Origin of the sequence: Alkalibaculum bacchi (assembly GCF_003317055.1) — a bacterium.
Lineage (GTDB): Bacteria > Bacillota > Clostridia > Eubacteriales > Alkalibacteraceae > Alkalibaculum > Alkalibaculum bacchi.
Genome location: NZ_QNRX01000006.1, coordinates 22,268 through 43,736, shown reverse-complemented (window position 1 = coordinate 43,736; position 21,469 = coordinate 22,268). Strand labels below are relative to the sequence as shown.

The 21,469-nt window shown below is 35.6% G+C and carries 20 protein-coding genes and 1 riboswitch; of the genes, 16 read left to right on the top strand and 4 right to left on the bottom strand.

Annotated features, from left to right (window positions below):
* The first annotated feature begins 112 nt into the window (after nt 1–112).
* The gene (locus DES36_RS15285) at nt 113–247 is read left to right on the top strand and encodes a hypothetical protein (protein WP_278278694.1); all 135 of its coding nucleotides are present in this window, start codon (nt 113–115) and stop codon (nt 245–247) included.
* A 302-nt stretch (nt 248–549) separates the two neighbouring features.
* Complete coding sequence (locus tag DES36_RS05720) at nt 550–1,899, top strand: CCA tRNA nucleotidyltransferase (RefSeq protein ID WP_113920269.1); 1,350 nt, start codon at nt 550–552, stop codon at nt 1,897–1,899.
* 257 nt (nt 1,900–2,156) lie between these two features.
* Here DES36_RS05720 and DES36_RS05715 read toward each other — a convergent pair whose 3' ends face one another.
* Both DES36_RS05715 and DES36_RS05710 read right to left on the bottom strand, forming a co-directional pair.
* Entirely contained in the window at nt 2,157–4,331 is a 2,175-nt protein-coding gene (locus DES36_RS05715) for a DNA topoisomerase III (protein WP_113920268.1), read from the bottom strand.
* A gap of 52 nt (nt 4,332–4,383) precedes the next feature.
* Nucleotides 4,384–5,490 (bottom strand): endospore germination permease, encoded by a 1,107-nt coding sequence (locus tag DES36_RS05710; protein ID WP_113920267.1) that lies wholly within the window; start codon nt 5,488–5,490, stop codon nt 4,384–4,386.
* Between the two features lie 174 nt (nt 5,491–5,664).
* Between DES36_RS05710 and DES36_RS05705 the strand changes: the two genes are divergently transcribed.
* The 10 genes from DES36_RS05705 to DES36_RS05660 all read left to right on the top strand — a co-directional run bounded on the left by DES36_RS05705 (nt 5,665) and on the right by DES36_RS05660 (nt 16,733).
* The gene (locus tag DES36_RS05705; protein WP_113920266.1) at nt 5,665–7,077 is read left to right on the top strand and encodes a spore germination protein; all 1,413 of its coding nucleotides are present in this window, start codon (nt 5,665–5,667) and stop codon (nt 7,075–7,077) included.
* Entirely contained in the window at nt 7,074–8,183 is a 1,110-nt protein-coding gene (locus DES36_RS05700) for a Ger(x)C family spore germination protein (protein ID WP_113920265.1), read from the top strand. The genes DES36_RS05705 and DES36_RS05700 overlap by 4 nt, the downstream gene beginning before the upstream one ends.
* Before the next feature lie 173 nt (nt 8,184–8,356).
* Complete coding sequence (locus tag DES36_RS05695; protein WP_113920264.1) at nt 8,357–9,652, top strand: glutamate-5-semialdehyde dehydrogenase; 1,296 nt, start codon at nt 8,357–8,359, stop codon at nt 9,650–9,652.
* Nucleotides 9,653–10,026: 374 nt separating this feature from the next.
* Nucleotides 10,027–10,317, top strand: a complete 291-nt coding sequence (locus DES36_RS05690) for an SHOCT domain-containing protein (protein ID WP_146953612.1) — start codon at nt 10,027–10,029, stop codon at nt 10,315–10,317.
* Between the two features lie 10 nt (nt 10,318–10,327).
* Nucleotides 10,328–10,540 carry a hypothetical protein gene (locus tag DES36_RS05685; RefSeq protein ID WP_113920262.1) on the top strand — a complete coding sequence of 71 codons (213 nt, stop codon included), beginning with the start codon at nt 10,328–10,330 and terminating at the stop codon, nt 10,538–10,540.
* A gap of 219 nt (nt 10,541–10,759) precedes the next feature.
* Nucleotides 10,760–11,452, top strand: a complete 693-nt coding sequence (locus DES36_RS05680) for a response regulator transcription factor (protein WP_113920261.1) — start codon at nt 10,760–10,762, stop codon at nt 11,450–11,452.
* On the top strand, nt 11,442–12,794 hold the full coding sequence (locus DES36_RS05675; RefSeq protein WP_170128195.1) for a sensor histidine kinase: 1,353 nt from the start codon (nt 11,442–11,444) through the stop codon (nt 12,792–12,794). Before DES36_RS05680 ends, DES36_RS05675 begins: the two co-directional genes overlap by 11 nt.
* 154 nt (nt 12,795–12,948) lie before the next feature.
* On the top strand, nt 12,949–13,644 hold the full coding sequence (locus DES36_RS05670; RefSeq protein ID WP_113920259.1) for a response regulator transcription factor: 696 nt from the start codon (nt 12,949–12,951) through the stop codon (nt 13,642–13,644).
* Entirely contained in the window at nt 13,619–15,679 is a 2,061-nt protein-coding gene (locus DES36_RS05665) for a sensor histidine kinase (RefSeq protein WP_113920258.1), read from the top strand. The genes DES36_RS05670 and DES36_RS05665 overlap by 26 nt, the downstream gene beginning before the upstream one ends.
* Before the next feature lie 256 nt (nt 15,680–15,935).
* The gene (locus tag DES36_RS05660; protein WP_113920257.1) at nt 15,936–16,733 is read left to right on the top strand and encodes a DUF975 family protein; all 798 of its coding nucleotides are present in this window, start codon (nt 15,936–15,938) and stop codon (nt 16,731–16,733) included.
* Between the two features lie 247 nt (nt 16,734–16,980).
* On the opposite strand, the gene DES36_RS05655 is transcribed toward DES36_RS05660, so the two are convergent.
* Nucleotides 16,981–17,472, bottom strand: coding sequence for a MogA/MoaB family molybdenum cofactor biosynthesis protein (locus DES36_RS05655; protein WP_113920256.1), 492 nt, complete (start codon nt 17,470–17,472; stop codon nt 16,981–16,983).
* Nucleotides 17,473–17,612: 140 nt separating this feature from the next.
* A riboswitch (molybdenum cofactor riboswitch) is annotated at nt 17,613–17,761 on the top strand.
* Nucleotides 17,762–17,943: 182 nt separating this feature from the next.
* Here DES36_RS05655 and moaA point away from each other — a divergent pair.
* The 3 genes from moaA (at nt 17,944) to DES36_RS05640 (ending at nt 20,024) form a co-directional block, all read left to right on the top strand.
* Nucleotides 17,944–18,906 carry a GTP 3',8-cyclase MoaA gene (gene moaA / locus DES36_RS05650; protein WP_113920255.1) on the top strand — a complete coding sequence of 321 codons (963 nt, stop codon included), beginning with the start codon at nt 17,944–17,946 and terminating at the stop codon, nt 18,904–18,906.
* Nucleotides 18,903–19,379 carry a cyclic pyranopterin monophosphate synthase MoaC gene (gene moaC / locus DES36_RS05645; protein ID WP_170128206.1) on the top strand — a complete coding sequence of 159 codons (477 nt, stop codon included), beginning with the start codon at nt 18,903–18,905 and terminating at the stop codon, nt 19,377–19,379. The genes moaA and moaC overlap by 4 nt, the downstream gene beginning before the upstream one ends.
* A 201-nt stretch (nt 19,380–19,580) precedes the next feature.
* On the top strand, nt 19,581–20,024 hold the full coding sequence (locus tag DES36_RS05640) for an MOSC domain-containing protein (RefSeq protein ID WP_113920253.1): 444 nt from the start codon (nt 19,581–19,583) through the stop codon (nt 20,022–20,024).
* A gap of 217 nt (nt 20,025–20,241) precedes the next feature.
* Here DES36_RS05640 and DES36_RS05635 read toward each other — a convergent pair whose 3' ends face one another.
* Complete coding sequence (locus DES36_RS05635; protein ID WP_113920252.1) at nt 20,242–20,667, bottom strand: putative ABC transporter permease; 426 nt, start codon at nt 20,665–20,667, stop codon at nt 20,242–20,244.
* 124 nt (nt 20,668–20,791) lie between these two features.
* On the opposite strand from DES36_RS05635, the gene DES36_RS05630 reads away from it, so the two are divergent.
* A complete protein-coding gene (locus tag DES36_RS05630; protein WP_170128194.1) occupies nt 20,792–21,370 on the top strand; it encodes a DUF3793 family protein in 579 nt (192 codons plus the stop codon).
* Nucleotides 21,371–21,469 lie beyond the last annotated feature (99 nt).

Genomic DNA, 21,469 nt, shown 5'->3' with positions numbered 1-21,469 from the left:
AACTACTGTTCGACTATTGTTCAACGATTGCTCCACTATTGTTCCAAATAATAAAATATTCACCTATGAATGTGGACATACTAATATCAAATGATTTAAAGGAGATGTTAGTATGACGAAAGATAGCCAACCAGATAAAAAAAAGGTAAGAAAAGAAAAGGCAAATGGGCAAACTCCAATTACTCAAGAAGCTCAAAATCACAATCCAAATGCTAAAAAACAATCTATCGAAAATAATGATGTATAATGTCCTAAGTTAAAGCTCAGGACGGAAGTTGGAAGTTGGAATCTGGGTCAAGCTTCTAGGGTCTTAAGATCCTTCGCTTCGCTCAGGATGACAGGTATATGCGCACCAGACTCCAGTATATGTACACCGAACTCCAGTGTATGTACACCGAACTCCAGTGTATGTACACCGAACTCCAGTGTATGTGCACCGAACCTCAGAGTATGTCATCCTGAGGAGCTTGCGACGAAGGATCTTACATTTTCTCGCCTATAGGCGAGGCTTGTTTTTCTTCCACCTTCCACTTAAAATGAGGTTTTTTAATGAATATCCTATTGCCAAAAGAAATTACATATGCACTAGAAACAATCCAGCAGGCAGGCTTTGAGGCCTTTATCGTTGGTGGATGTGTTCGTGATATTTTTATTGGGAGAGAAGTTCACGATTTTGATATTACTACTAATGCATTACCCTCACAAATTCTTCAATTATTTTCTTCTTTTACAGTGCTTGAAACAGGTATAAAACATGGTACCCTTACTGTAGTCATCAATCATATGCCAATAGAAATTACGACTTATCGAATTGATGGCACCTATACAGATCATCGTCGTCCAGATGGAGTCCTTTTTACAAAGAGCTTAATGGAAGACTTAAAGCGAAGAGACTTTACTATGAATGCCCTAGCTTATAACCCCAAAACAGGTATAATCGATTATTTCAATGGTAAGGAAGATATATATAATAAAATCATTCGGACTGTAGGGAGTCCAGATGAGAGATTTACAGAAGATGGACTCAGGATCATGAGGGCATTACGTTTTTCTGCTGTATTAGGGTTTCAAATTGAGGAGGATACGAAAAAGAGCATACATACTTATAAAGATAAACTGAAATACATTTCAATAGAGCGGATTACTTCAGAGTTTTCTAAGATGATTTGTGGTCAATATGTAGAAGAAGTTCTTCTAGAATTCTGGGATATAATAGACGTAATCATCCCTGAATTATCGATACAATCAAAGGATGATCCTGCATACAAACTTTCCGTAAAAACTCTTGTTAATACACCACCTATCTTGTATCTACGAATGGCAACTCTACTTCACAGTATAAGTAAGCAAGCGATATTGTCTTATGAAAAAGAGGAAAATATAGATAATAATCATTCTTCAGAAAAAAGTGCCTTTATAGTAAAGAAAATACTTCAAGATATGCGCTTTGATAAGGAAACCACTAATAGAGTCTATACTCTAATTTTCTATTATGATTTAGATTTAATTGAAGATAAACCCTATATAAAAAAGTGGATGAATAAACTAACACCTAAAGTCCTAAAAGAACTATTACAACTAAGAAGGGCAAAGTCCCTCTCTCAAAATTCTAAAGATGATAAGGAATTAGGTAAAATTAGTACAATTAACTATTTGATAGATGAGATTATTGCGAGTAAAAGCTGTTATTCTATAAAAGGCTTAGCAATTAATGGACAAGATCTAATAAAAGCAGGAATCCCACAAGGTAAATTAATAGGTGAAATACTACAGAAGATTTTGGAAGAGGTTATTGAGGAAAAAGTGGATAATAACAAGAAAGACTTGCTTCATTTAGCGAAGCATATGTATGGAGAAGGTGGTCAGCAAATATGCGACTTACATCGTAGTGAACAATGAATAATGAGCAATATAAGGATTTCGTGAGTCGCATATTTGTGATGTTCCGTGTTCAATGTTCATTTTTCATTGTTCATTGAAGGTTTTGTATTCGGTTCTAAGTGATCGCTCATTATGTAGTTTATACGCTATAGTTCGTTTGTAGGGATCCTTCGCTTCGCTCCAGGATGACAATAGCAGGAGCTTGGGTCTTTATCTCGCCCGAAGGCGAGTAATGATTTTGCTGACCACCTGACCACCTGACCACCTAGACCACCTTATTTCAACTTCAACTTCGCCAACGCATCCGCTAAAGCCGTATTAACCTCAGGCTGATCTTGATTATTCTTCTTTAGATATTTTTGTGCTTCTTTCTTTGTAATAGTCTTCTTCTCTGAATTCTTGCGCTTGTTAAAGGAACTTAATTTTTCCCTGTAGCCACATTTACAAGTAAAAATCTGTCCTTCCCCTTGACCTTGTAGTATCAATCTCTTTTGACACTGAGGGCATCTTGCATTTGTAGTCTTGCTTACTCGTTTGCGAGTTCCGCATTCCCGATCAATACACACTAGGATTGTGCCAAATTTATCTTTTTGTTCTAACATGTGTTTTCCACAGTTAGGACACTTTTCACCAGTAATATTGTCGTGGACAAACTTACCAGTATCTGTTTTAATTTCCTGTATCATGTCTTTAGTATAAACTTTTATGTCCTCTATAAATTTCTTCTTTGCCAATTTTCCGTTTTTTATAGCATCTAATTTAAGTTCCCAAGTACCCGTTAGGTCTGGAGATTTTAAATCTTCCGGTGCCAAATCTAAGAGCTGGCGCCCTTTACTAGTGGTAATAATATCTTTTCCCTTTTTTTCTACGTAGAATTTATGAAAGATCTTCTCAATAATATCCGCCCGAGTAGCTACTGTACCAAGGCCTCCTGTCTCGCCTAATACCTTTGCAATTTTGCTGTTTTTTTGGTCCATGTACTTTGCAGGGTTTTCCATGGCAGATAGAAGTGTTGCCTCGTTAAAAAGGGGAGGAGGTGATGTCTGACCTTGTACTTTATGGATACTCTTAATGTCAATAAAAGAATTTTCTTCTAGAGGGCGTAAAGATACCTCTTTGTTTTCTTGTAGATTCTGATCTTTAGAGTACACCTCTTTCCAACCTAATTGAATAGGATGATTTCCTGTAGCTACAAAGATTTCACTACATACTTCAAGTTCAATGCGAAGCTGTTCGTATTTGTAAGGAGGAAATAATACAGAGAGAAAGCGCTTTACAACCAAATCAAATATCTTTCTTTCAGCATCAGAAAGGCTTGACAATATTACCTTTTCTTCCGTAGGGATAATGGCGTGGTGATCGCTTACTTTGCTATTGTCTACAAAGTGTTTGCTTCCTTTAATTGGCATGTGGATCTGTCTTATAAAGGAGGAATAAGATTGTACTCTTACGGCGTCTAGACGCTCCGACAATGTAGAGACCATATCTGTAGTCAAATATCTAGAATCTGTTCTAGGGTAGGTTAGTACCTTGTGATTTTCATATAGTCGCTGGGCGATAGATAGGGTTTCCTTAGCAGAAAAATCAAATAATCTATTGGCATCTCTTTGTAATTCCGTTAGATCATAGAGGAGAGGTGAATAAGAAGATTTCTCCTTTGTATCTACTTTTATCACTTTTGCCTGAACTTGACCTTGAAATTTCCCTAGGAGATTTTGAAGTTTATTCTCGTCAAAGATTCGACTTTCATTTGTCTTTTGGTTTTTCCATAAAAAAGAGTTGCTGTTTGCGCTAAGCTCAACTTCCCAGTAATTCTTAGGAACAAAATCCTTTATTTCCTTTTCTCGTGTGGCGATTAAATTAAGGGTTGGAGTCTGTACCCGGCCACAGGAAAGTTGTGCGTTATATTTACACGTTAAGGCCCTTGTAGCATTTATTCCTACAATCCAATCTGCTTCTGCTCTAGCTAAGGCAGAATAATATAAATTGTCGTAATTTCTACCATCCTTTAAGTGATTAAATCCATCTTTTATGGCCTTATCTGTAACAGAGGAGATCCACAAACGTTTCATAGGCTTTTGGCAGTGTGCTTTTTCAGTAATCCACCTAGCCACCAGTTCTCCTTCTCGACCAGCATCTGTGGCTATAATGATTTCTGTAACATCCTTTCGGTTTAGTTGCTTTTTAACAGCGTGAAATTGTTTGTTGGATTTTTTTATGACGTCTAATTTAAACGGAGAAGGCATCATAGGCAAGTCTTCTATATTCCATGATTTATATTTTTCATCATATCTTTCAGGAGATGCTAATTCTACCAGATGTCCTAAGGCCCAAGTCACGATGTACTCATTTCCTTCTATAAATCCTTCACCCTTTTTATTGCATTTTAGTACTCTTGCGATATCACGACCTACAGAAGGTTTTTCTGCTAATACTAATTTTTTACTCATTGTAGTTTCCTTTCGACTTCATTCTATAGCTTAGTATACCACAATTAGATTGTTAATTATTGATGTCCTTCTGCGCTAATTGCAATTTTATCTTGATCTGAAGCAAGGAAAATGCGATTAATGGAATGATTACGAAATTTACAAGGGTAATATATTGTAAAGCATTTAATAGCCTAAAGAAGAGCAAGGAATCTCTACCAGCAAAATGAGTACAGACAAATACAAGAGCAGAAAGAATGTAAATAACATATTTTCTTTGTTTTTGTGTTATACCGTATGTCTTAAGAATGAGTAAAATTCCGTAAAAAGTGATACAGTATTTTAGAATCCAGCCCCCTACAGTTTGAAGCATAACGTATAGCTCTCCAAAGTCAAAAAATTGATAAAAGCTCACTAGTTGGGTCTGCAGTAATTTAGGATAATTCATGGTAATTGCTCGTTCTGGAGTAAAGGTCATGAGTATGCCCATTGACGCAACGATTTCCATCTGAATGAGATAGATGAGAGCGCTCACTACGGCTATAGTCATTTTGTTTCTCTTATCTTGTATATAGCTTAAATAAGGAAATACGATAGAAAGGTGCCCATATAATCCTAATGTCTCTAATATGCAGATGAGAAAGCCTTTTGTAATGCCGTTTTCAAAAATAGGAAATAAAAGCTCTACTTTCTTATCTGCGGTAGTCAAGGCACCTAAATTAATTCCTGCAATTGAGATGAGGATAATTCCCACGATAGAAATGGTTATTATAGCGGATATTTTTTTATTTACTACGTACATGGCTGGCAGGACAAAAAATACCCCGTAATACCATTTAGGTGTTTCAATGCTCATATGATTGTGCATAGCATCTGCTTCTACGCCAGCGCTTTCGATTAAAATTAAAAACGACGTCAGTATAAATAATCCTATGAAAACATTTCCTAGGGTTTCGCCAAATGCTATTCGATATATTTTGACTATATTTTTTTCTTCAGAGGATTTCCAAATTTTCATAAAGTATAGCCCAATTATTAAGATAAGTATTGAAGAGACGATGACCGCTACCCAGGTGTCCCTCCAACCATCTACTAAGAATATCCTAGGATAGGTTTTTAAAGAAATAATGCTGACAGACCATATGAGAAACATCAAGTGATAAGGATTAAATCGATCCATAATTGATACCTCTTATTTAATATTGAGCTACTTATTGTGTAATTAAAATGCATCAGCTGTGCCCTAAGGAGATTATTGCCATGGTAAGCTTGAATCATACTACTATTTTTCGTTTTATCGAATAAAAAAAGAATATCTTCAAAAACTAAAAAGTGTATGGAATGAGGTGATTAGATGGATTTGAGTTTAGAAGTATTGCAACAGAAACTGAACAATAGTTCAGATGTAATCTACCGCAAGATTTATTGTCAAGACGAGTTGATTACGATAGTGGGAATAGAAAATATGATAGATGGCACAAAACTCAGTCAGTACATTATCGAGCCCTTGTTAAATTATAATAAACCAATCTCTGATGTAGAAACCTTGTGCAGGGAATCTATACTCGCTAACCCAGCGTCGGAAGTAAGTTCTATAGAAGAAGCTTTTGAGCACCTCTCTAGTGGGTGTGTACTCTTGTTTTTTACTTCTTATACGGAGGTCATCCATTGCAATGTAGCTGGTTTTGCCAAAAGATCAATAGATATTCCTACATCAGAGGCTACTGTAAAAGGGCCTCGAGAAGGCTTTTCAGAAGATATTCAAGATAATCTCTCCCTTATTCGCCGAAGATTAAAGACATCAGACATAAAGGCAGAAAAATTTAAATTGGGAAAGAAGTCTCTAACATCCTGCTATATGCTTTATATAGAAGGAACTGCACCAGCGGAAGTGGTAAAATACGTGCGAGAAAAGATTGAAGACGTTGCCATTAGTAGAGATTATATCTTTTACTCTAATAATATAGAGGAATCTCTCAAGGCGAAGGGTACGGCATTTGATACAGTAGGCTATTCTGAGAAGCCAGACATCTGCGCACAAAAGATCAGCGAAGGTCGGATCATCATGCTAGTAGATGGAAGTTCTAATGCAGCTATCGTTCCTTATTTTTTTAACGATTCTTTTCAGGTTACAGATGATTATACTATGAATAAATATATGGCAAATACTGCTAGATTCCTGCGATTTATCTCCTTTTGGGCAGCTACATTAGCACCAGGAATTTATATTGCTTTGGTCACCCATCATTTTCGATTAATACCAACGATCCTCTTGTTTAAACTGGCAATGTACCGCGCTGTAGTGCCTGTACCCACCATTATAGAGCTCATAATTATGATAGGATTTTTTCAGATCCTTCGAGAAGCTGCTGTGCGATTACCTCAACCTATGGGTTCTACTTTAAGTATTATCGGTGCCTTAATATTAGGAGATGCGGCAGTGGCGTCGGGCTTAGCCTCCCAAATTACCGTTGTAGTTGTAGGAATTACATCTATATGCTCTTATCTTGTGCCGAAGCTGTATATTGCAATTTTTTACTGGAATACGCTCATAGTAATTTTATCCGCCCTCTTAGGATTGCCAGGTTTCTATACAGGCTTTGTCATGCTCATTGCCCATATGGCAGATTTAAATACAGTTGGATACCCTTATGCTAATCCAATAGCAACTAGGAGCGTGCTTAAGTACCAAGATCTTATTTATAGGGGGACTTTAAATGAAATAGGGAATCCCATATTTCTTGATAAGGGGAGTGAGAACGAATGAAGAAAAGGTTATTATATATTATGCTCACCTTTTCTCTTGTTTTCAGTGGATGCTATGGCTATAAAGACATGAATAAGGTAAATTTTGTCGCCTCAGGATTAATTGACGAAGATGAATCGGGTAATGTAATCCTTTATAGTGAGGTGTTTTCTGGGGATAGAGGGGCTACTACCCAAGGAGCTACAAGCAAGCGAATAGTCCTTGAAGGAAGAGGAGCTACTATAAATCAAGCGTTCTATACTATGCAAAGGTCGTCCACTTATCCCATGGCCTACGATGTAATGAAGGCCCTTATATTTACAGAGAGACTAGCGAAGCATGGTCTTACAGATCATTTAGATACGATACTTCGAAATCAAAGGCCTACAATAAAAATATTTGCCTTTATATTAGAAGGAGATCCTGTAGAATTTTTAAGTACTCGTCTTCAAGATGAAGAGTTTATCGGGATATTTTTAGAAGATATGATGGTCATGCAGAAGGATCAGCAAGAGATTTTGCCCATACGCCTCAATGAGTTTTATAATGAGAGGATACAATCTGGAAGAATAAGCCTCATTCCTACCGTTGCACTATGTCAGGAACCAGAAGAAAAGAGAATTACTACGACAGGAGCAGCTATACTAAAGGAGGATAAAATGGTGGGAAAATTAGATACTAAAGAGCTAGCAGTTTACCAGTCCATGATCAATAATATTAAAGAAAGCAATCTCACCATAGAAAATCCAGAAGATCGCGGTCATTTGATCTCACTTCTAATTTTAAAAAATAAGGCAAAACAAGATATTGAGTACGATGGAGAAAAGGTCATCTTAAAAATGCAGATAGACTTGCTCACATCTATTATGGGGATAGAAGGTAATACTAAAATAATGGATAAGGAAAAAGAAATTGTTGAGGCAGCGTCTAAGGAAGTGGAAAAGAGAGGAAAGGAGTTGTTTTATAAGTTCCAAGAACAAAATATTGACCTCTTTCACATAGGGACGGATCTTAGTCGAAAATACCCAAATGTTCATGTGCCAAATATTTTAGAAAATGCAGAAATTGAATTAGATGTGCGAGTCAAAATAGAATCTAGTCAGAATATTACAGATTTTCAGCGATAATTCATAAAATAGTGAAATACAGCGAATGGCTTTTCTCTTGCATAAAAAATACCCCTATAGTATTATTATACTAATCAGTTTATACATGAGGGCAAGCTCCTGCTTTAAGTCTTAAAGTAGGAGCCTTACTCTATAGTAATGAGTGAAAAATTAAGGATTGGTAGGTGTTAAATATGAGTACATATGAAGCGGCAAGTAAAGCCAAAAGGGCATCAATAGATTTAGCAGCATGTGATACGGATTGCAAAGATAAAGCTTTGCTTGAAATAGCAAGTGAACTCAAAAGCAGGATGAAAGATGTTTTACAGGCAAATGCAGAGGATCTGGAAAGAAGTGAAAAAGAGAACTTGCCTGCACCACTTCTAAAGAGGTTAAAATTTGATGAAAGCAAGATTATGGACGTTATTGCTGGTATTGAAAGTTTGAGAAAACTGCCAGAGCCTGTTGGAAAGACTCTTGCGTCTACTGCCTTAGATACGGATTTAGAATTATATAAAGTTAGTTGCCCTATTGGGGTTATTGGGGTTATTTTTGAATCAAGACCAGATGCGTTAGTTCAAATTTCTACTCTTTGTTTAAAAAGTGGAAATGCGGTTATCTTAAAGGGGGGGAGCGAAGCCCACAATACGAACCGAATTTTATGGGAAATCATTAAAACAGCTACAGAAAGAGCTGGTCTGCCAAAAGGATGGATTCAGCTTATTGAAACGCGAGAAGACGTGAATGCTATGTTAAAGTTAGATGACTATATTGATTTGATTATACCAAGAGGGTCCAATGAGTTCGTAAAATGGATTATGGAAAACTCCAATATCCCTGTATTAGGTCATGCAGATGGTATTTGCCACGCTTATGTAGATGAAAACGCAGATTTAGATATGGCTGTAAATGTAGTCTTAGACTCAAAGACCCAATACGTAGCCGTATGCAATGCAACAGAGACATTACTTGTCCACGCTAATATTGCTAAAAGATTTTTGCCACTTCTTAAAAAAGGGATGGAAGCAAAAAACGTAGAGCTAGTAGGGGACGAAAGAGTGCGAGAGTTTATCCCTGTAGGTGTAGCTACGGAAGAAGATTGGGAGACGGAGTATTTAGATTATAAGTTGTCTATAAAAATTGTAGACAGTTTGTTAGAAGCGATTGAACACATTAACACCTATAGTTCCGGTCATACGGAAGCTATTATTACAGAGGACAAGGAACGGGTAGAAACCTTTATGAATTTAGTAGACTCTGGTAATGTCTTTTGGAATTGCTCCACTAGATTTAGTGATGGATTCCGCTATGGATTTGGCGCAGAAGTAGGTATTAGCACCAATAAAATCCACGCTAGGGGACCTGTAGGCTTAGAAGGTCTTTTAATTTACAAATATAAGATGATTGGACATGGTAATATTGTAGGAGATTATGAAAGCCATAAAAGGACCTACAAGCATACAAAATTAGATAAAGAATTTAAGCTCTAAACAAAATAGACTATATAAAAAAAGTTATCTCATTAAAAATGAGATAACTTTTTTTAGCGGCGAGCGGCGAGCGATCAGCTATCAGGATCGGGTATTCCTTTTCGGTCAACAATGTGCCTTCGGCACTTAAACAGACGCACGAATCAAACATTAGCTAACTACTCAGTCATTCTTGAGCGCAGCGAAGAATCTTCACCTCTAAACCGACTCAAAAGGAATACTCCAAAGCTGGTGACTAGAGACTAATGACTGAAAGTGCCAAGGGCACTTTCCTGTCATATTTCTGCCACAATCTTTGACTATAATCATCTCAAAGAAAGAAATAGAAAGGATGATTAGAGTAATCATAAACCGATATGTAAATGAGAAGATAGATGAAAAGACGTATCCAAGAACGAAAAAGGTTCTTAACAAATACGAGGAGTGATAATATGATGGGTAGAGGATTTTACGGAAGTGGAGCTTGTTTTGCTGGTGGAGGCTTATGGGGCTCACTTATGATGTTAGGCTTATTTTTGCTAACAGCTGCATTGGCCATCTGGGCTGTAAAAAGATTTACATCAAAGGATCATCAAATGATAGAGGAATTAAAAATGAAGTTTGTTTTAGGAGAGATTACAGAAGAAGAATATCTAAAGAAAAAAGAAGTATTAAAAAGAAAGTGAGTGGATTGGATTGAAAAAAGGAATTGTTTTATTGATTATTGTGGGTTTCTTGTTCATGGCTACAGGAATTGTGGGAAGCGTACTAATTCAAAATTCCTTAGAAGATATGGTTCAATCAACCGAAAATGAAGAATATGAAGTAAGTGGGGGTACAGGAAGAGGAAGGCAAGGTATGGGAATGCAATACTTTAGAAATAATGAAGACTGCCCCTATTATAATTAACTAAAAAGTACAAAGTTAATTAGTCGCTTACGAAAAACCTTATAAGTTGTAATGTTGGAAGTGAAAACAATTGTTTTAACATAGAACTTACAACGTACAACTTAGAACTAAAGCGCCTCATGGCGCTTTAAAAAAGGCAACCTTAAAGGTTGTCCTTTTCTAGTTATAGAGTTAAACTTAAAATTAAGATATAATCTAATACAGTGAGAGGAGCTTTTTATGTACAATGTCCTTGTGGTAGAAGATGAAAAGGAGATACAAGAGATTATTAGTAAATACCTAACTCGTGAAGGATATCATGTTTACTCTGCTGACGATGGAATCAATGCTTTAGCTATTTTTTATGATCAAAGAATAGATATCGTGATTCTAGATATTATGATGCCAGGTATAGATGGATTTGAGGTTTTAGAAGAGATCAGAAAGGTATCTCAAATTCCTATTATTATGCTGACGGCAAAGCAGGAAGAGGTAGATCGGCTTCAGGGTTTTGATCTTGGGGCAGATGACTATGTTATAAAGCCATTTAGCCCGAGGGAATTGATGAAGAGAGTTCATGTGCTTATTAAGCGGGTGTACTCCCATAAAGAGCGTGAGCATATTCTTCATATCCATCCTTTTGAATTACATGTGGACAGCCATAAATTATTTAAAGGTAAAATGGAAATACCAATTACTTCCATGGAATTTAATTTACTATATGTATTTTTTCATAATGTGGGCATGGTTTTATCTAGAGATCAACTTATTGAAAAAGCTCTCGGAAATGATTATGAGGGGTATGATAGAAGCATTGATACGTATATTAAGAGAATACGCCATAAGATAGAAGAGGATTCTAAAAATCCTCAGTATCTAAAGACTAGGTATGGTGCAGGTTATGTATTCGAAGGAAATGAACATGAGCATTAAAAAGCAATGGTTAATTACACTAATCCTCATAGCCACGATAGCAATTATCACCAATTCCGCACTTTACAGCATACTAATTGACAAATATTTTGTCCGTTATATTGGACAAAATTACGAAAAACAAATGAAAGAAATTCAAGAGTATGCTGAGTTTATTTTACACAATGAGCTCATAACTAAAAAACAAATGCAAATGGAAATGCAGAAGTATTTAGATGATCCCATAACTGAGATATCCATTTACGATTCAACCGGGCAAATCATCCTCTCTGCTAAGAAAATGGGTATGGGTAGAATGCATAGACAGATGATGGGACGAGAGAACTCAGAAGTAAGAGATGAATACAATTTAGAAGATGGCCAAAATAGTATTGGAAAACTCATTATCACTAGGCAGGGATCCATTGAGGATTCGGTTACTTCTATATTATTTAAAAAGGAATTGTTGAATACGAGCTTAATATCAGGTGGAATTGTCTTACTCATGGCTTTGGTGGTAAGTATTCTCATCAGCAGAAAAACTGCCAAGGACTTAATGAACACGGCTAATTATGCCAAGGGTTTAGATTTAAATTTAGAAGAGGAGCTTCCACTATCTCATATTACAGAGATTACAGAAATTCAAAACAGCTTGGTTCTATTAGCTACAAAACTGAGGATGAAGGAAAAGGCGAGAAAGCAAAAGCTCGACACGGTAGTTCATCAAGGAAGAACACCCTTAACTATCATGAAATCTCAATTAGAAGGGGCTGTAGATGGTATTGTGACAATGGATGAAAACCGACTAGAGAGTTTGATAAATCAGGTGGACACATTAACAGATGTAATAGGGAATCTAAAGGAGATATTTGAAATAGAACAAGCAAAAGATCCCTTAAAGATTGAAACTTTTGATCTAACAGAAGAAATCAACAAAATAATAAAGGGATTTAAACTGCAATTTGAAGACAAGGGAGTAAGATTAGCATTTCTAGGAGAGAAGGGGATTGTTGGGACTACAGATAGATACCTTCTGACTCAAGGGATCTATAATATTTTAACCAATGCTTATAAATTCACTCCTAAGGGTGGAAAAGTTCAACTAGACATAAAAAAAGTGGGAGATCGAATTGAATTAAAAATAATAGATACAGGTATTGGAATTCCTAAGGATAACCTTTTGACTGTATTTAATCCTTACGTACGTGGTTCTAATGTTGGAAAGATAACAGGTCAAGGATTAGGACTGTTCGTAGTAAAGAACAATATAGAACGAGTTGGTGGAAGAGTTGACGTTTCCTCAGTAGAAGGGAAAGGAACGACTTTTGTTGTAAATATTCCTAGTACAATACAAGACGAATAATGATTAAGCTATCTTTTTAATAGGATAGCTTTTCTTGTTTAGTCATGGTTAGCATGGAGTTTAAGAAATTCTTAAGAATTATGTAGATTATTTGTAATAGTACTCTGTTAGAATAAAAGTGAAGTAGTGATGATGAAATTTTAGGGGGAAAAGTATGGATGATTTAAAGGTTTTAGTATGTGATGATGATGTAGCCATATTGGATGCTATAGAGATTTTTTTAAAACAAGAAAATTATACTGTCTTTAGGGCAACAAATGGCATAGAAGCTCTGACTATATTAGAGGAAAATGAAATTCATTTGATTATATTAGATATTATGATGCCAAAGCTCGATGGACTTTCTGCCATGATCAGAATTCGAAAGAATGAAAATGTACCTATTATTCTATTATCTGCAAAATCAGAAGATACGGATAAAATAGTAGGACTTAATATGGGTGCAGATGATTATGTGACAAAACCTTTTAATTCCTTAGAATTAATGGCTAGGGTAAAATCTCAGATGCGAAGGTATACTCGCTTAGGGAGCATTGCCCCTAAAGCTAGTGTACTTCGAACAGGAGGATTAGAACTAGATACAGAGGCAAAGGAGCTGACTGTAGATGGAGAAGCAGTTAAACTGACGGCTACGGAATACGGTATCTTAGAATACCTTATGGAAAATATGGGTAGAGTATTTTCTTCCAATCAAATTTATGAGAGAGTCTGGAACGAAATCTCCTATGGTGTGGAAAACACAGTATCTGTTCATATTCGAAGAATTCGAGAGAAAATAGAAATCAATCCAAAGGAACCAAAATATTTAAAGGTGGTGTGGGGTATTGGATACAAGATCGAAAAGCTTTAGTTTATATGGTTTACTTAAGTTTATACTTGTAATCATTATGATAGCTAGTGTCTTTGTACTGCATCCAGCAGGAAGTTATTTAAGAGATTTAGGGACCGCCAAAAGGTATAGTGAATCTGATGAATTTCAAGAGAGATATAATGATTTAATACACAATATTACTGAATATTATGTAGAATTAAAATCAGAAGAGAATATTAAATCCATGGAAGAGAATTTGCGAAAAGATAAGATAAGAGATCACTACGGTGTTTTAGAGGAATCTGCTAGTACTGAGGGGATCGTTATTGATGAACCCTTTGTAAAAGAGCAGGTAGACTCAGAGATACAAAACAAATTTGATCGTCTTTATAGAATTGAGCAAAATCTTTCTAACAATGTAAATTTTCTATACTATATAGAAAATTTTAATACAGAGGAAGTTTATACGAATATAGAAGATAATAACCCTATAGAGTTTTTAAAAAATCAAACAAATTATGCGTATTTCGATCAATATCGAGCAGATAATAAAGGATATTATAATTATAATAGCAATATCATGGAGATGTTAAAGGGAACAGATTACAAAGTTCATACTGCTGTTTATAAATCCCTCCGTATGGGAGATGAATTCTTTGTTGAAGGTACAGAATTTAATAGGAATTTGAGTATTTATCCAAAAGTGAGATCCATATTTATTGCTGCTGTAATTACTTTTATTCTAAGCCTAGGAATCCTAGTGCGAATTATAGGGAGAAATAGCAATGGAAATATAATTCCTAGAAAATCTATGAAGATATACAATGAAATACAAATTATAATAGCGCTGTTTGCTATTGTAATTTTGAGATCTTCCGTAGAGTTTATATTTGCCACGGGCTTAGGAGATATTTTTACACGTGATTATAGAAGCGAAGTTTTATTAGCCTCATATATGAATGTGTTTTTATTGCTAGGTTTATCGTTTCTAAGGCAGCTAAAGAACAAAAGCTTATTGACCAATACGATAAGTCATAATTTGTTTAAAGTATGTTTTCGAACGAAGTTCTTCATAGGAATTTTAATATCTTTCATAATATATGTAATAGCTAATGGCATTATTGTAATCCTCATGTTTGCAAGCGGCAATGGTATTATTAGTCTTGCAGCCTTTTTAGGGTTTGTAGCTTTTAATATATACGCCTTTTTATATGTACAAAAAACCCTTAGTTCACTAGAAAAGATTATGAGTATAACAAAAGAATACGCATATGGTAATTATACAGAAAAATACAACGAAGAAGATATCGTCGTTCCTTTTAGAGGTTTTTATGAAGATATTGTGAGAATCAAAGATGGAATGAAAGAGGCTGTAAATAATGCCATAAAAGGAGAGCGGCTAAAGACAGAGCTCATTACTAATGTATCTCACGACTTAAAGACACCTCTTACATCTATTATCAATTATGTGGACCTTTTGAAGCGGGAAGATTTGCAAGGTGAAAATACAAGGGAATACGTAAGTATACTAGAGGAAAAGTCAAATCGACTAAAACAATTAATTGATGATTTATTAGAGGCGAGCAAGGCATCAAGTGGCAATTTAAATGTAGAATTGCAAACTTTAGATCTTAATGAATTAGTACAACAATCCATTGGAGAATACGAGGAAAAATTGCAGGAGAAGAATATCGAAATCAGAGCAAATGCCATCATAGAAGATATACTCATACAAGCAGATGGCAAGCATATGTGGCGAATAGCAGAAAACTTATTTACTAATGTTATTAAATACACCATGCCCTATACGAGAGTGTATATTGAAACAGATGTAGAAGATGGCTATGGAAGAATTATCATGAAAAACGTATCTGCTCAAGCCTTAGATATAAGTCCAGAAGAACTAACACAAAGATTTGTGCGAGGCGAGGAATCTAGGACTACAGAAGGTTCAGGACTGGGATTGTCTATAGCACAAAGTTTAACTGCTATTCAAGGAGGCAAATTTAGCATCAATATAGACGGGGATTTGTTTAAAGTAACAATAGAGATGCCCCTGAGTCAGTCATCCTGAGCGCCAGCGAAGGATCTCTACAAATGAACGACGAAGAGCAAGTAATAGATAATTAAAATGAAACTTCTTGTATTAGACCCCAACTATTCTGATATTTATACCTGTTAATATTATTTTGAGAAATCCTTCGTTGCAAGCTCCTTCAGATGAAAAATGCAGTAGCATAATTAATAAGCATCTTAAAATATCTATATCATAATAAAGAATCATATAATATAATAAAGGTATTCAATATTATGAAAAGGTGTGATGAATGATGTGGACTCGTGCAGAATTGAAAACGAGAGCGAAAAGCGTGTTGAAAGTTACCTACTGGAAATCTTTCTTAGTCAGTATTATTTTAGCTATTGTAGGAGGCTCTGGCGGTGGTTCGTCTTCCATGAGAGCGCGGATGGGAAATGAGACTGGTGCGAATTTTTTAGACGAGTATAATTACAGTAATGGTGATTTCAATGGTTTCGGCAATGAGATCCCTTTCGACTCCATTATGGATGGGGAGATGTTAGCATATCTCTTAGCTGTCTTTGGTATCATTGCTCTAATTGCTCTCCTTGTAGGAATTGCTTTACGTATTTTTCTAGGGTATCCTTTAGAAATGGGTGGGCGAAAGTTCTTTGTGCAATCTTCTAGATACGGCGCAGATTTAAACTATTTAGGATACGGATTTACGAAGGGCAACTATTTAAATATTGTAAAGACCATGTTCTTTCGAGATCTTTATATCTTCTTCTGGAGTTTATTGCTAATTATACCAGGTATTATAAAATCTTACTCCTATAGTATGGTACCTTATATTTTAGCAGATAATCCTCAAATGGAAACGGATGTAGCCATTCAGATGAGCATGAACATGACAAAAGGACATAAGTTTAATATGTGGGTCTTGGATCTGTCTTTTATTGGATGGTATATACTAGGAATGATTGCACTAGGAATAGGAATTCTATTCGTACTCCCTTACGAAAACGCTACAAAAGCAGAACTTTACATAGAACTTAGAAAAGAAGCCATTGAATCAGGACTGATATCGGCGCACGATTTAGTGGAAAGCTGAATGCTGAAAGCGGAAAGGTACAATCTCGCCTAGAGGCGAGAAAAAGTAAGATCCTTCAGCTAAAGCCTCAGGATGACAATGCAGCAGCTATGGTGAAAGGATACCTTCGACACAAAACGGTATCTTTGACACAACAGGATCCCAAAGCTAGCTTAGGATCCTGTTTTAGTCATCCTGAGCGACAGCGAAGGATCTTAGACCCCAGAGCCTACCCAAGCTCTCACCTCTAACTCTCACTTCCAACTTCTCATTTCCTGGCGCACTCTCCGCTTTGTCCTTTTAGGATTTCAATGCCATGACCTAGAGCTGGTAAGATTATATCTAAAGCTTCATTTACGGCTTTTGGACTTCCTGGCATATTGATGATTAATGTCTTACCTCGAATGCCCGCAGCAGCTCTTGACAGCATAGCTCGGTTTGTGATTTTCATGCTTTCTGCTCTTATTGCTTCGGGGATGCCTGGCGTTTCTCTTTCAATAATATCTTTTGTAGCCTCTGGCGTAATATCTCGTGGAGAGAAACCGGTGCCACCTGTTGTGAGAACTAAATCTAAATGTAGTTCATCTGCCATTCGAATCAATGCACTACTAATGACTTCTCTTTCATCGGGAAGGACTAGGTATTCAACTACTTCTCCATCTATTTCAGCTACTCTTTCCTGTATGACTTTACCGCTTTTATCTTCTCTTTCCCCTTTGTGACCTTTATCGCTGGCAGTTAAGATTCCAACCTTTATCATTAGAAACACTCCTTTGCGTATTTTAACTGTATTGTAACATAAAGAAGTGTCGCTTGCCATGGCCTTACACGAATAATCGTTAAATAATTATTAAACTATCGTTCATGTACTTGACATCCTTGTCTACGTGAATTAAACTATAAATATAATAACTCCGAGTTGCTCAACCTAAGGGATACTATGGTTGATTGACCGTGGGTAAGTTTGGAAACGACCTTGCCTTCCGAATGACCGAGAGAAATGAAAGGTATTTCTTGAGGATTTGAAAAGGAGAAGATATTGTTATGATTAATTTTTGTACTCTTTTTTACATATTAATTCATATCCTTTTCTTCTATTCCTTTGTGAAAAATCTCTGGTTCTTTATGCAAATTGTAAACAATTACAACAAGCAATCTGTATATTTTAATTAAGTATGTAAAAGTAAAGCAAAACAAAATACAGGAGAAATCCTTAAATGGATGTGAAAGAATGAAGGATCGATTTAATAGAGAAATAAAATATTTGAGAATTTCAATTACAGAAAAATGCAATTTAAAGTGTATTTATTGCTCTCCTTCAGAGGGAGAACAATGTGCAGAGGAACGAGAAAAACACCTTACAGCAGAGGAAATTGAATCAGTAGTCCGCTCTATGGCTCAAATTGGAATTTCAAAGGTTCGAATTACAGGAGGAGAGCCACTCATTCGAAAAGATGCATGCGAAATCATTGAAAGAATTGCTAAAATTTCAGGTGTTGAAGATATTTCATTGACTACTAATGGAGTTATGTTAAATAAGATGGCAGAAACCTTAAAGAAAGCTGGTTTGACTCGGTTAAACATAAGCTTGGACTCCTTAAAAGAAGACAAGTTTTCTTATATAACTGGAGGGGGAAAATTAAAAGATACTCTAGCTGGTATCGAAAAATCTTTGGCCATAGGTTTGCAACCTGTAAAAATCAATACTGTTCTAGTAAAGGGAGTAAATGACGATGAAATCGATTCTTTTATAGAGTTGACAAAGGATATGCCCTTACAAGTTCGATTTATAGAGCTTATGCCCATTGGACCTTTTGGAGAGGCTAATTCAGATAAAATTATTCCAAATGAAGAAATCATCGAAGCTCGCCCTCAATTGGTATTTGATTATAAAAGCAATAAAGGTCAACCTGCTACCTATTATACAATAGATGGTTACAAGGGAAAGGTCGGATTTATTAGCCCTATGAGCCATAAATTTTGTTCAACTTGTAATAGGATCCGATTAACTAGCGATGGTAAGCTAAAACCTTGTTTGGGAAATAATGGAGAAATTGATTTAATAGAGACGATTCGAAAATATCCTGATAAACTAGATCATTTAATACAAGATACAATTTATAACAAGCCACAGGGACATAATTTTGGAAAGGACTTCTCATCTGTGAGAAGTATGAATAAAATTGGAGGATAGCTATGAGTCTTACACATATAGACGAAAAAGGAAATGCAAAGATGGTAGATGTTTCGGAAAAACAAATGACTAAAAGAGAAGCCATCGCCGTAGGTAAAATATCAATGAAATTAGAGACTTTGGATATGATTATAGAAGGGAACACCCCAAAAGGTGATGTACTAGCTACTGCTCGAATAGCAGGCATTATGGGGGCAAAGAAAACCTATGAATTAATCCCCATGTGTCACAATATTCCTATAGATTCTGTCAAAGTTGAATTAAAACCAAATAGAGCGGAAAAAGCCATAGAAATTACGGCTATAGCAAAATGCACCTATAAAACGGGAATTGAAGTAGAAGCATTAACTGCTGTTTCCATTGCAGCATTAACCATATATGATATGTGTAAAGCTGTAGATCGGGGAATGGTAATAGGTGATATTACACTGGTGAAAAAGACTGGTGGGAAGTCGGGAACGTTTGAGAAATAGGTGGTCAGGTGGTCAGCAAAACCACATTTCGCCTAAAGGCGAAGTAATGTAGAGAATGATGCTCTTACCGTTGTGGTTGATGAATATTTACTAACAATTGTTTAGCTATGGTTTAACGATCGTTCAACAATGGTTCAACTATTGTTAAAAGAAGGACCCTGCTATATGGACATGAAATAAAAATCAAATTGGAGGTAAGGCATGGCTAAAGTAACTGCTATTAATATAAGTGAAAAAAAAGGTGTTATAAAGACACCTATACCTGAAGGCGTTTTTATTGAAGATTTTGGTTTAAAGGACGATGCCCATGGTGGAAAATGGCATAGACAAGTAAGTCTATTAGCCCAAGAGAGTATAGATAAGATGATTGCACTAGGTGTAGAAAATCTTGATGCTGGTAAATTTGCTGAGAACTTGACTACTGAAGGTTTAGAATTACATACTTTACCCGTTGGCACAAAATTACAAATAAACGATGTGCTTATGGAAGTCACCCAAATAGGAAAAGAATGCCATACTGGTTGCGCTATAAAGCAACAAGTAGGAAAATGCATTATGCCTACAGAAGGGATTTTTACGAAAGTGTTAAAAGGTGGCGTTATTCGACCTGGAGATGAAATTGTAGTAACTAAGGTGGTAAGGTAGTCAGGTGGTAAGGTGGTCAGCAAAATCTTAACTCGCCTAGAGGCGAGAAAAGGACCCTAGCCCCTGCCTCAGTCATCCTGAGCGAAGCGAAGGATCTCTACCAACTAAGTATTAAGATAATCTATTATAATAGGCAGAGTAAAGAAAATGTGCCTCGGCACTAAAAAAGGCTATAGCTACCATCGGTAGCTATAGCCTTTCCACTTTCCGCTTTATACTACACTCTTAATCTCATATCAATAGTATCGAGTCCATGGTGTATTCCTTCAAATATAAATCCTAATGCAGACCAAACAGGCATAAAGGATAGGGTAATCAATCCATAAAAGGATCCCCAATCCGTGTAATTCCACGGACATGCGCCTAGTAAAACCTTAAGTATACCTCCAGTTAAAAACTCTACTGTGTATATGAGAATCATATAAATCAGACCTCTAAACATAGGGTTTATTCTTTTCATTTTATGGTGGATTGGTTCAAAGAATACAGCCAAACCATAGATAAAAAACATCCAAACTGAAGTTTTCGCCTCCATTGTATAATTATTGTTTAGTAAAGACTCTAATCCTGTCCAAAAAATCTCTAAGCATATACCAATTAGGCCGTAAATAATATATCTGTGTATAAACATATTTTTTTCCATATCTTTATTATTGTTCTAAGAAATCAAGCTATACTTATAAACTTTTGGTAAATAAAATACCAAATTTAACAAGCAAATTTAATATAAAAACAGGAAACAATAAGAGCATGGAGGTGCTTTTATTGTGAGAGATCATCAAATACAATGGAACTGTATTCGCAAACTAAATAGACTAAGAGGGCTTGATCAATTAATTGCAACCATTGGTTTTGGAGTTGCTCCGACAATACAATCCATTAAGCCGTCTTCTTTATTGACTCTAAATTCGCGTCAAAATCGGTTAGATTTATGGATGAAAAATCAGGATGATATAGCCGATTTTTTTGGGTTGCAGGTCTTTTGCCTTAGAGAAGGTACTAGTAGCTCAACTTTTTTATTTTATAAGGAGGAGAATTTGAAAAGTCATTTACAAAGAAATGATATTAGACAAATTCTCACAAGTAAAGGTTATACTGGAGATCTAAATAGCCAGCTAGAGAAATTAAAAGAAAATTATATAAAAGAATTTCCTCATGAAATTGGACTTTTTTTAGGAATCCCCTCTGAAGATGTAAGGGGCTTTGTTTTAAATGGCGGAAAAAACTATTTATTAAATGGATATTGGAAAGTGTATAATGATGTAAATTATGCTATTCAGATATTTCAAGAATATGATGATGCTAGAGTTCATACATTAGATACGATATTAAGCTATATCAGCTAAAAATTATCTTATATTTTGTAATAGAAAAATTAATCTAGTGTATTAGGAAAGTTCTACTTTTGAATTTAACTATTATATAAGCCATCTTTATGTGTAGTT

Excerpts from the sequence above, each read along its gene's own strand:
- DES36_RS15285 (WP_278278694.1), top strand. The coding sequence starts at position 113 with ATGACGAAAGATAGCCAACCAGATAAAAAAAAGGTAAGAAAAGAAAAG.
- DES36_RS05720 (WP_113920269.1), top strand. The coding sequence starts at position 550 with ATGAATATCCTATTGCCAAAAGAAATTACATATGCACTAGAAACAATC.
- DES36_RS05715 (WP_113920268.1), bottom strand. The coding sequence starts at position 4,331 with ATGAGTAAAAAATTAGTATTAGCAGAAAAACCTTCTGTAGGTCGTGAT.
- DES36_RS05710 (WP_113920267.1), bottom strand. The coding sequence starts at position 5,490 with ATGGATCGATTTAATCCTTATCACTTGATGTTTCTCATATGGTCTGTC.
- DES36_RS05705 (WP_113920266.1), top strand. The coding sequence starts at position 5,665 with ATGGATTTGAGTTTAGAAGTATTGCAACAGAAACTGAACAATAGTTCA.
- DES36_RS05700 (WP_113920265.1), top strand. The coding sequence starts at position 7,074 with ATGAAGAAAAGGTTATTATATATTATGCTCACCTTTTCTCTTGTTTTC.
- DES36_RS05695 (WP_113920264.1), top strand. The coding sequence starts at position 8,357 with ATGAGTACATATGAAGCGGCAAGTAAAGCCAAAAGGGCATCAATAGAT.
- DES36_RS05690 (WP_146953612.1), top strand. The coding sequence starts at position 10,027 with ATGAAAAGACGTATCCAAGAACGAAAAAGGTTCTTAACAAATACGAGG.
- DES36_RS05680 (WP_113920261.1), top strand. The coding sequence starts at position 10,760 with ATGTACAATGTCCTTGTGGTAGAAGATGAAAAGGAGATACAAGAGATT.
- DES36_RS05675 (WP_170128195.1), top strand. The coding sequence starts at position 11,442 with ATGAGCATTAAAAAGCAATGGTTAATTACACTAATCCTCATAGCCACG.
- DES36_RS05670 (WP_113920259.1), top strand. The coding sequence starts at position 12,949 with ATGGATGATTTAAAGGTTTTAGTATGTGATGATGATGTAGCCATATTG.
- DES36_RS05660 (WP_113920257.1), top strand. The coding sequence starts at position 15,936 with ATGTGGACTCGTGCAGAATTGAAAACGAGAGCGAAAAGCGTGTTGAAA.
- DES36_RS05655 (WP_113920256.1), bottom strand. The coding sequence starts at position 17,472 with ATGATAAAGGTTGGAATCTTAACTGCCAGCGATAAAGGTCACAAAGGG.
- moaA (WP_113920255.1), top strand. The coding sequence starts at position 17,944 with ATGAAGGATCGATTTAATAGAGAAATAAAATATTTGAGAATTTCAATT.
- DES36_RS05640 (WP_113920253.1), top strand. The coding sequence starts at position 19,581 with ATGGCTAAAGTAACTGCTATTAATATAAGTGAAAAAAAAGGTGTTATA.
- DES36_RS05635 (WP_113920252.1), bottom strand. The coding sequence starts at position 20,667 with ATGGAAAAAAATATGTTTATACACAGATATATTATTTACGGCCTAATT.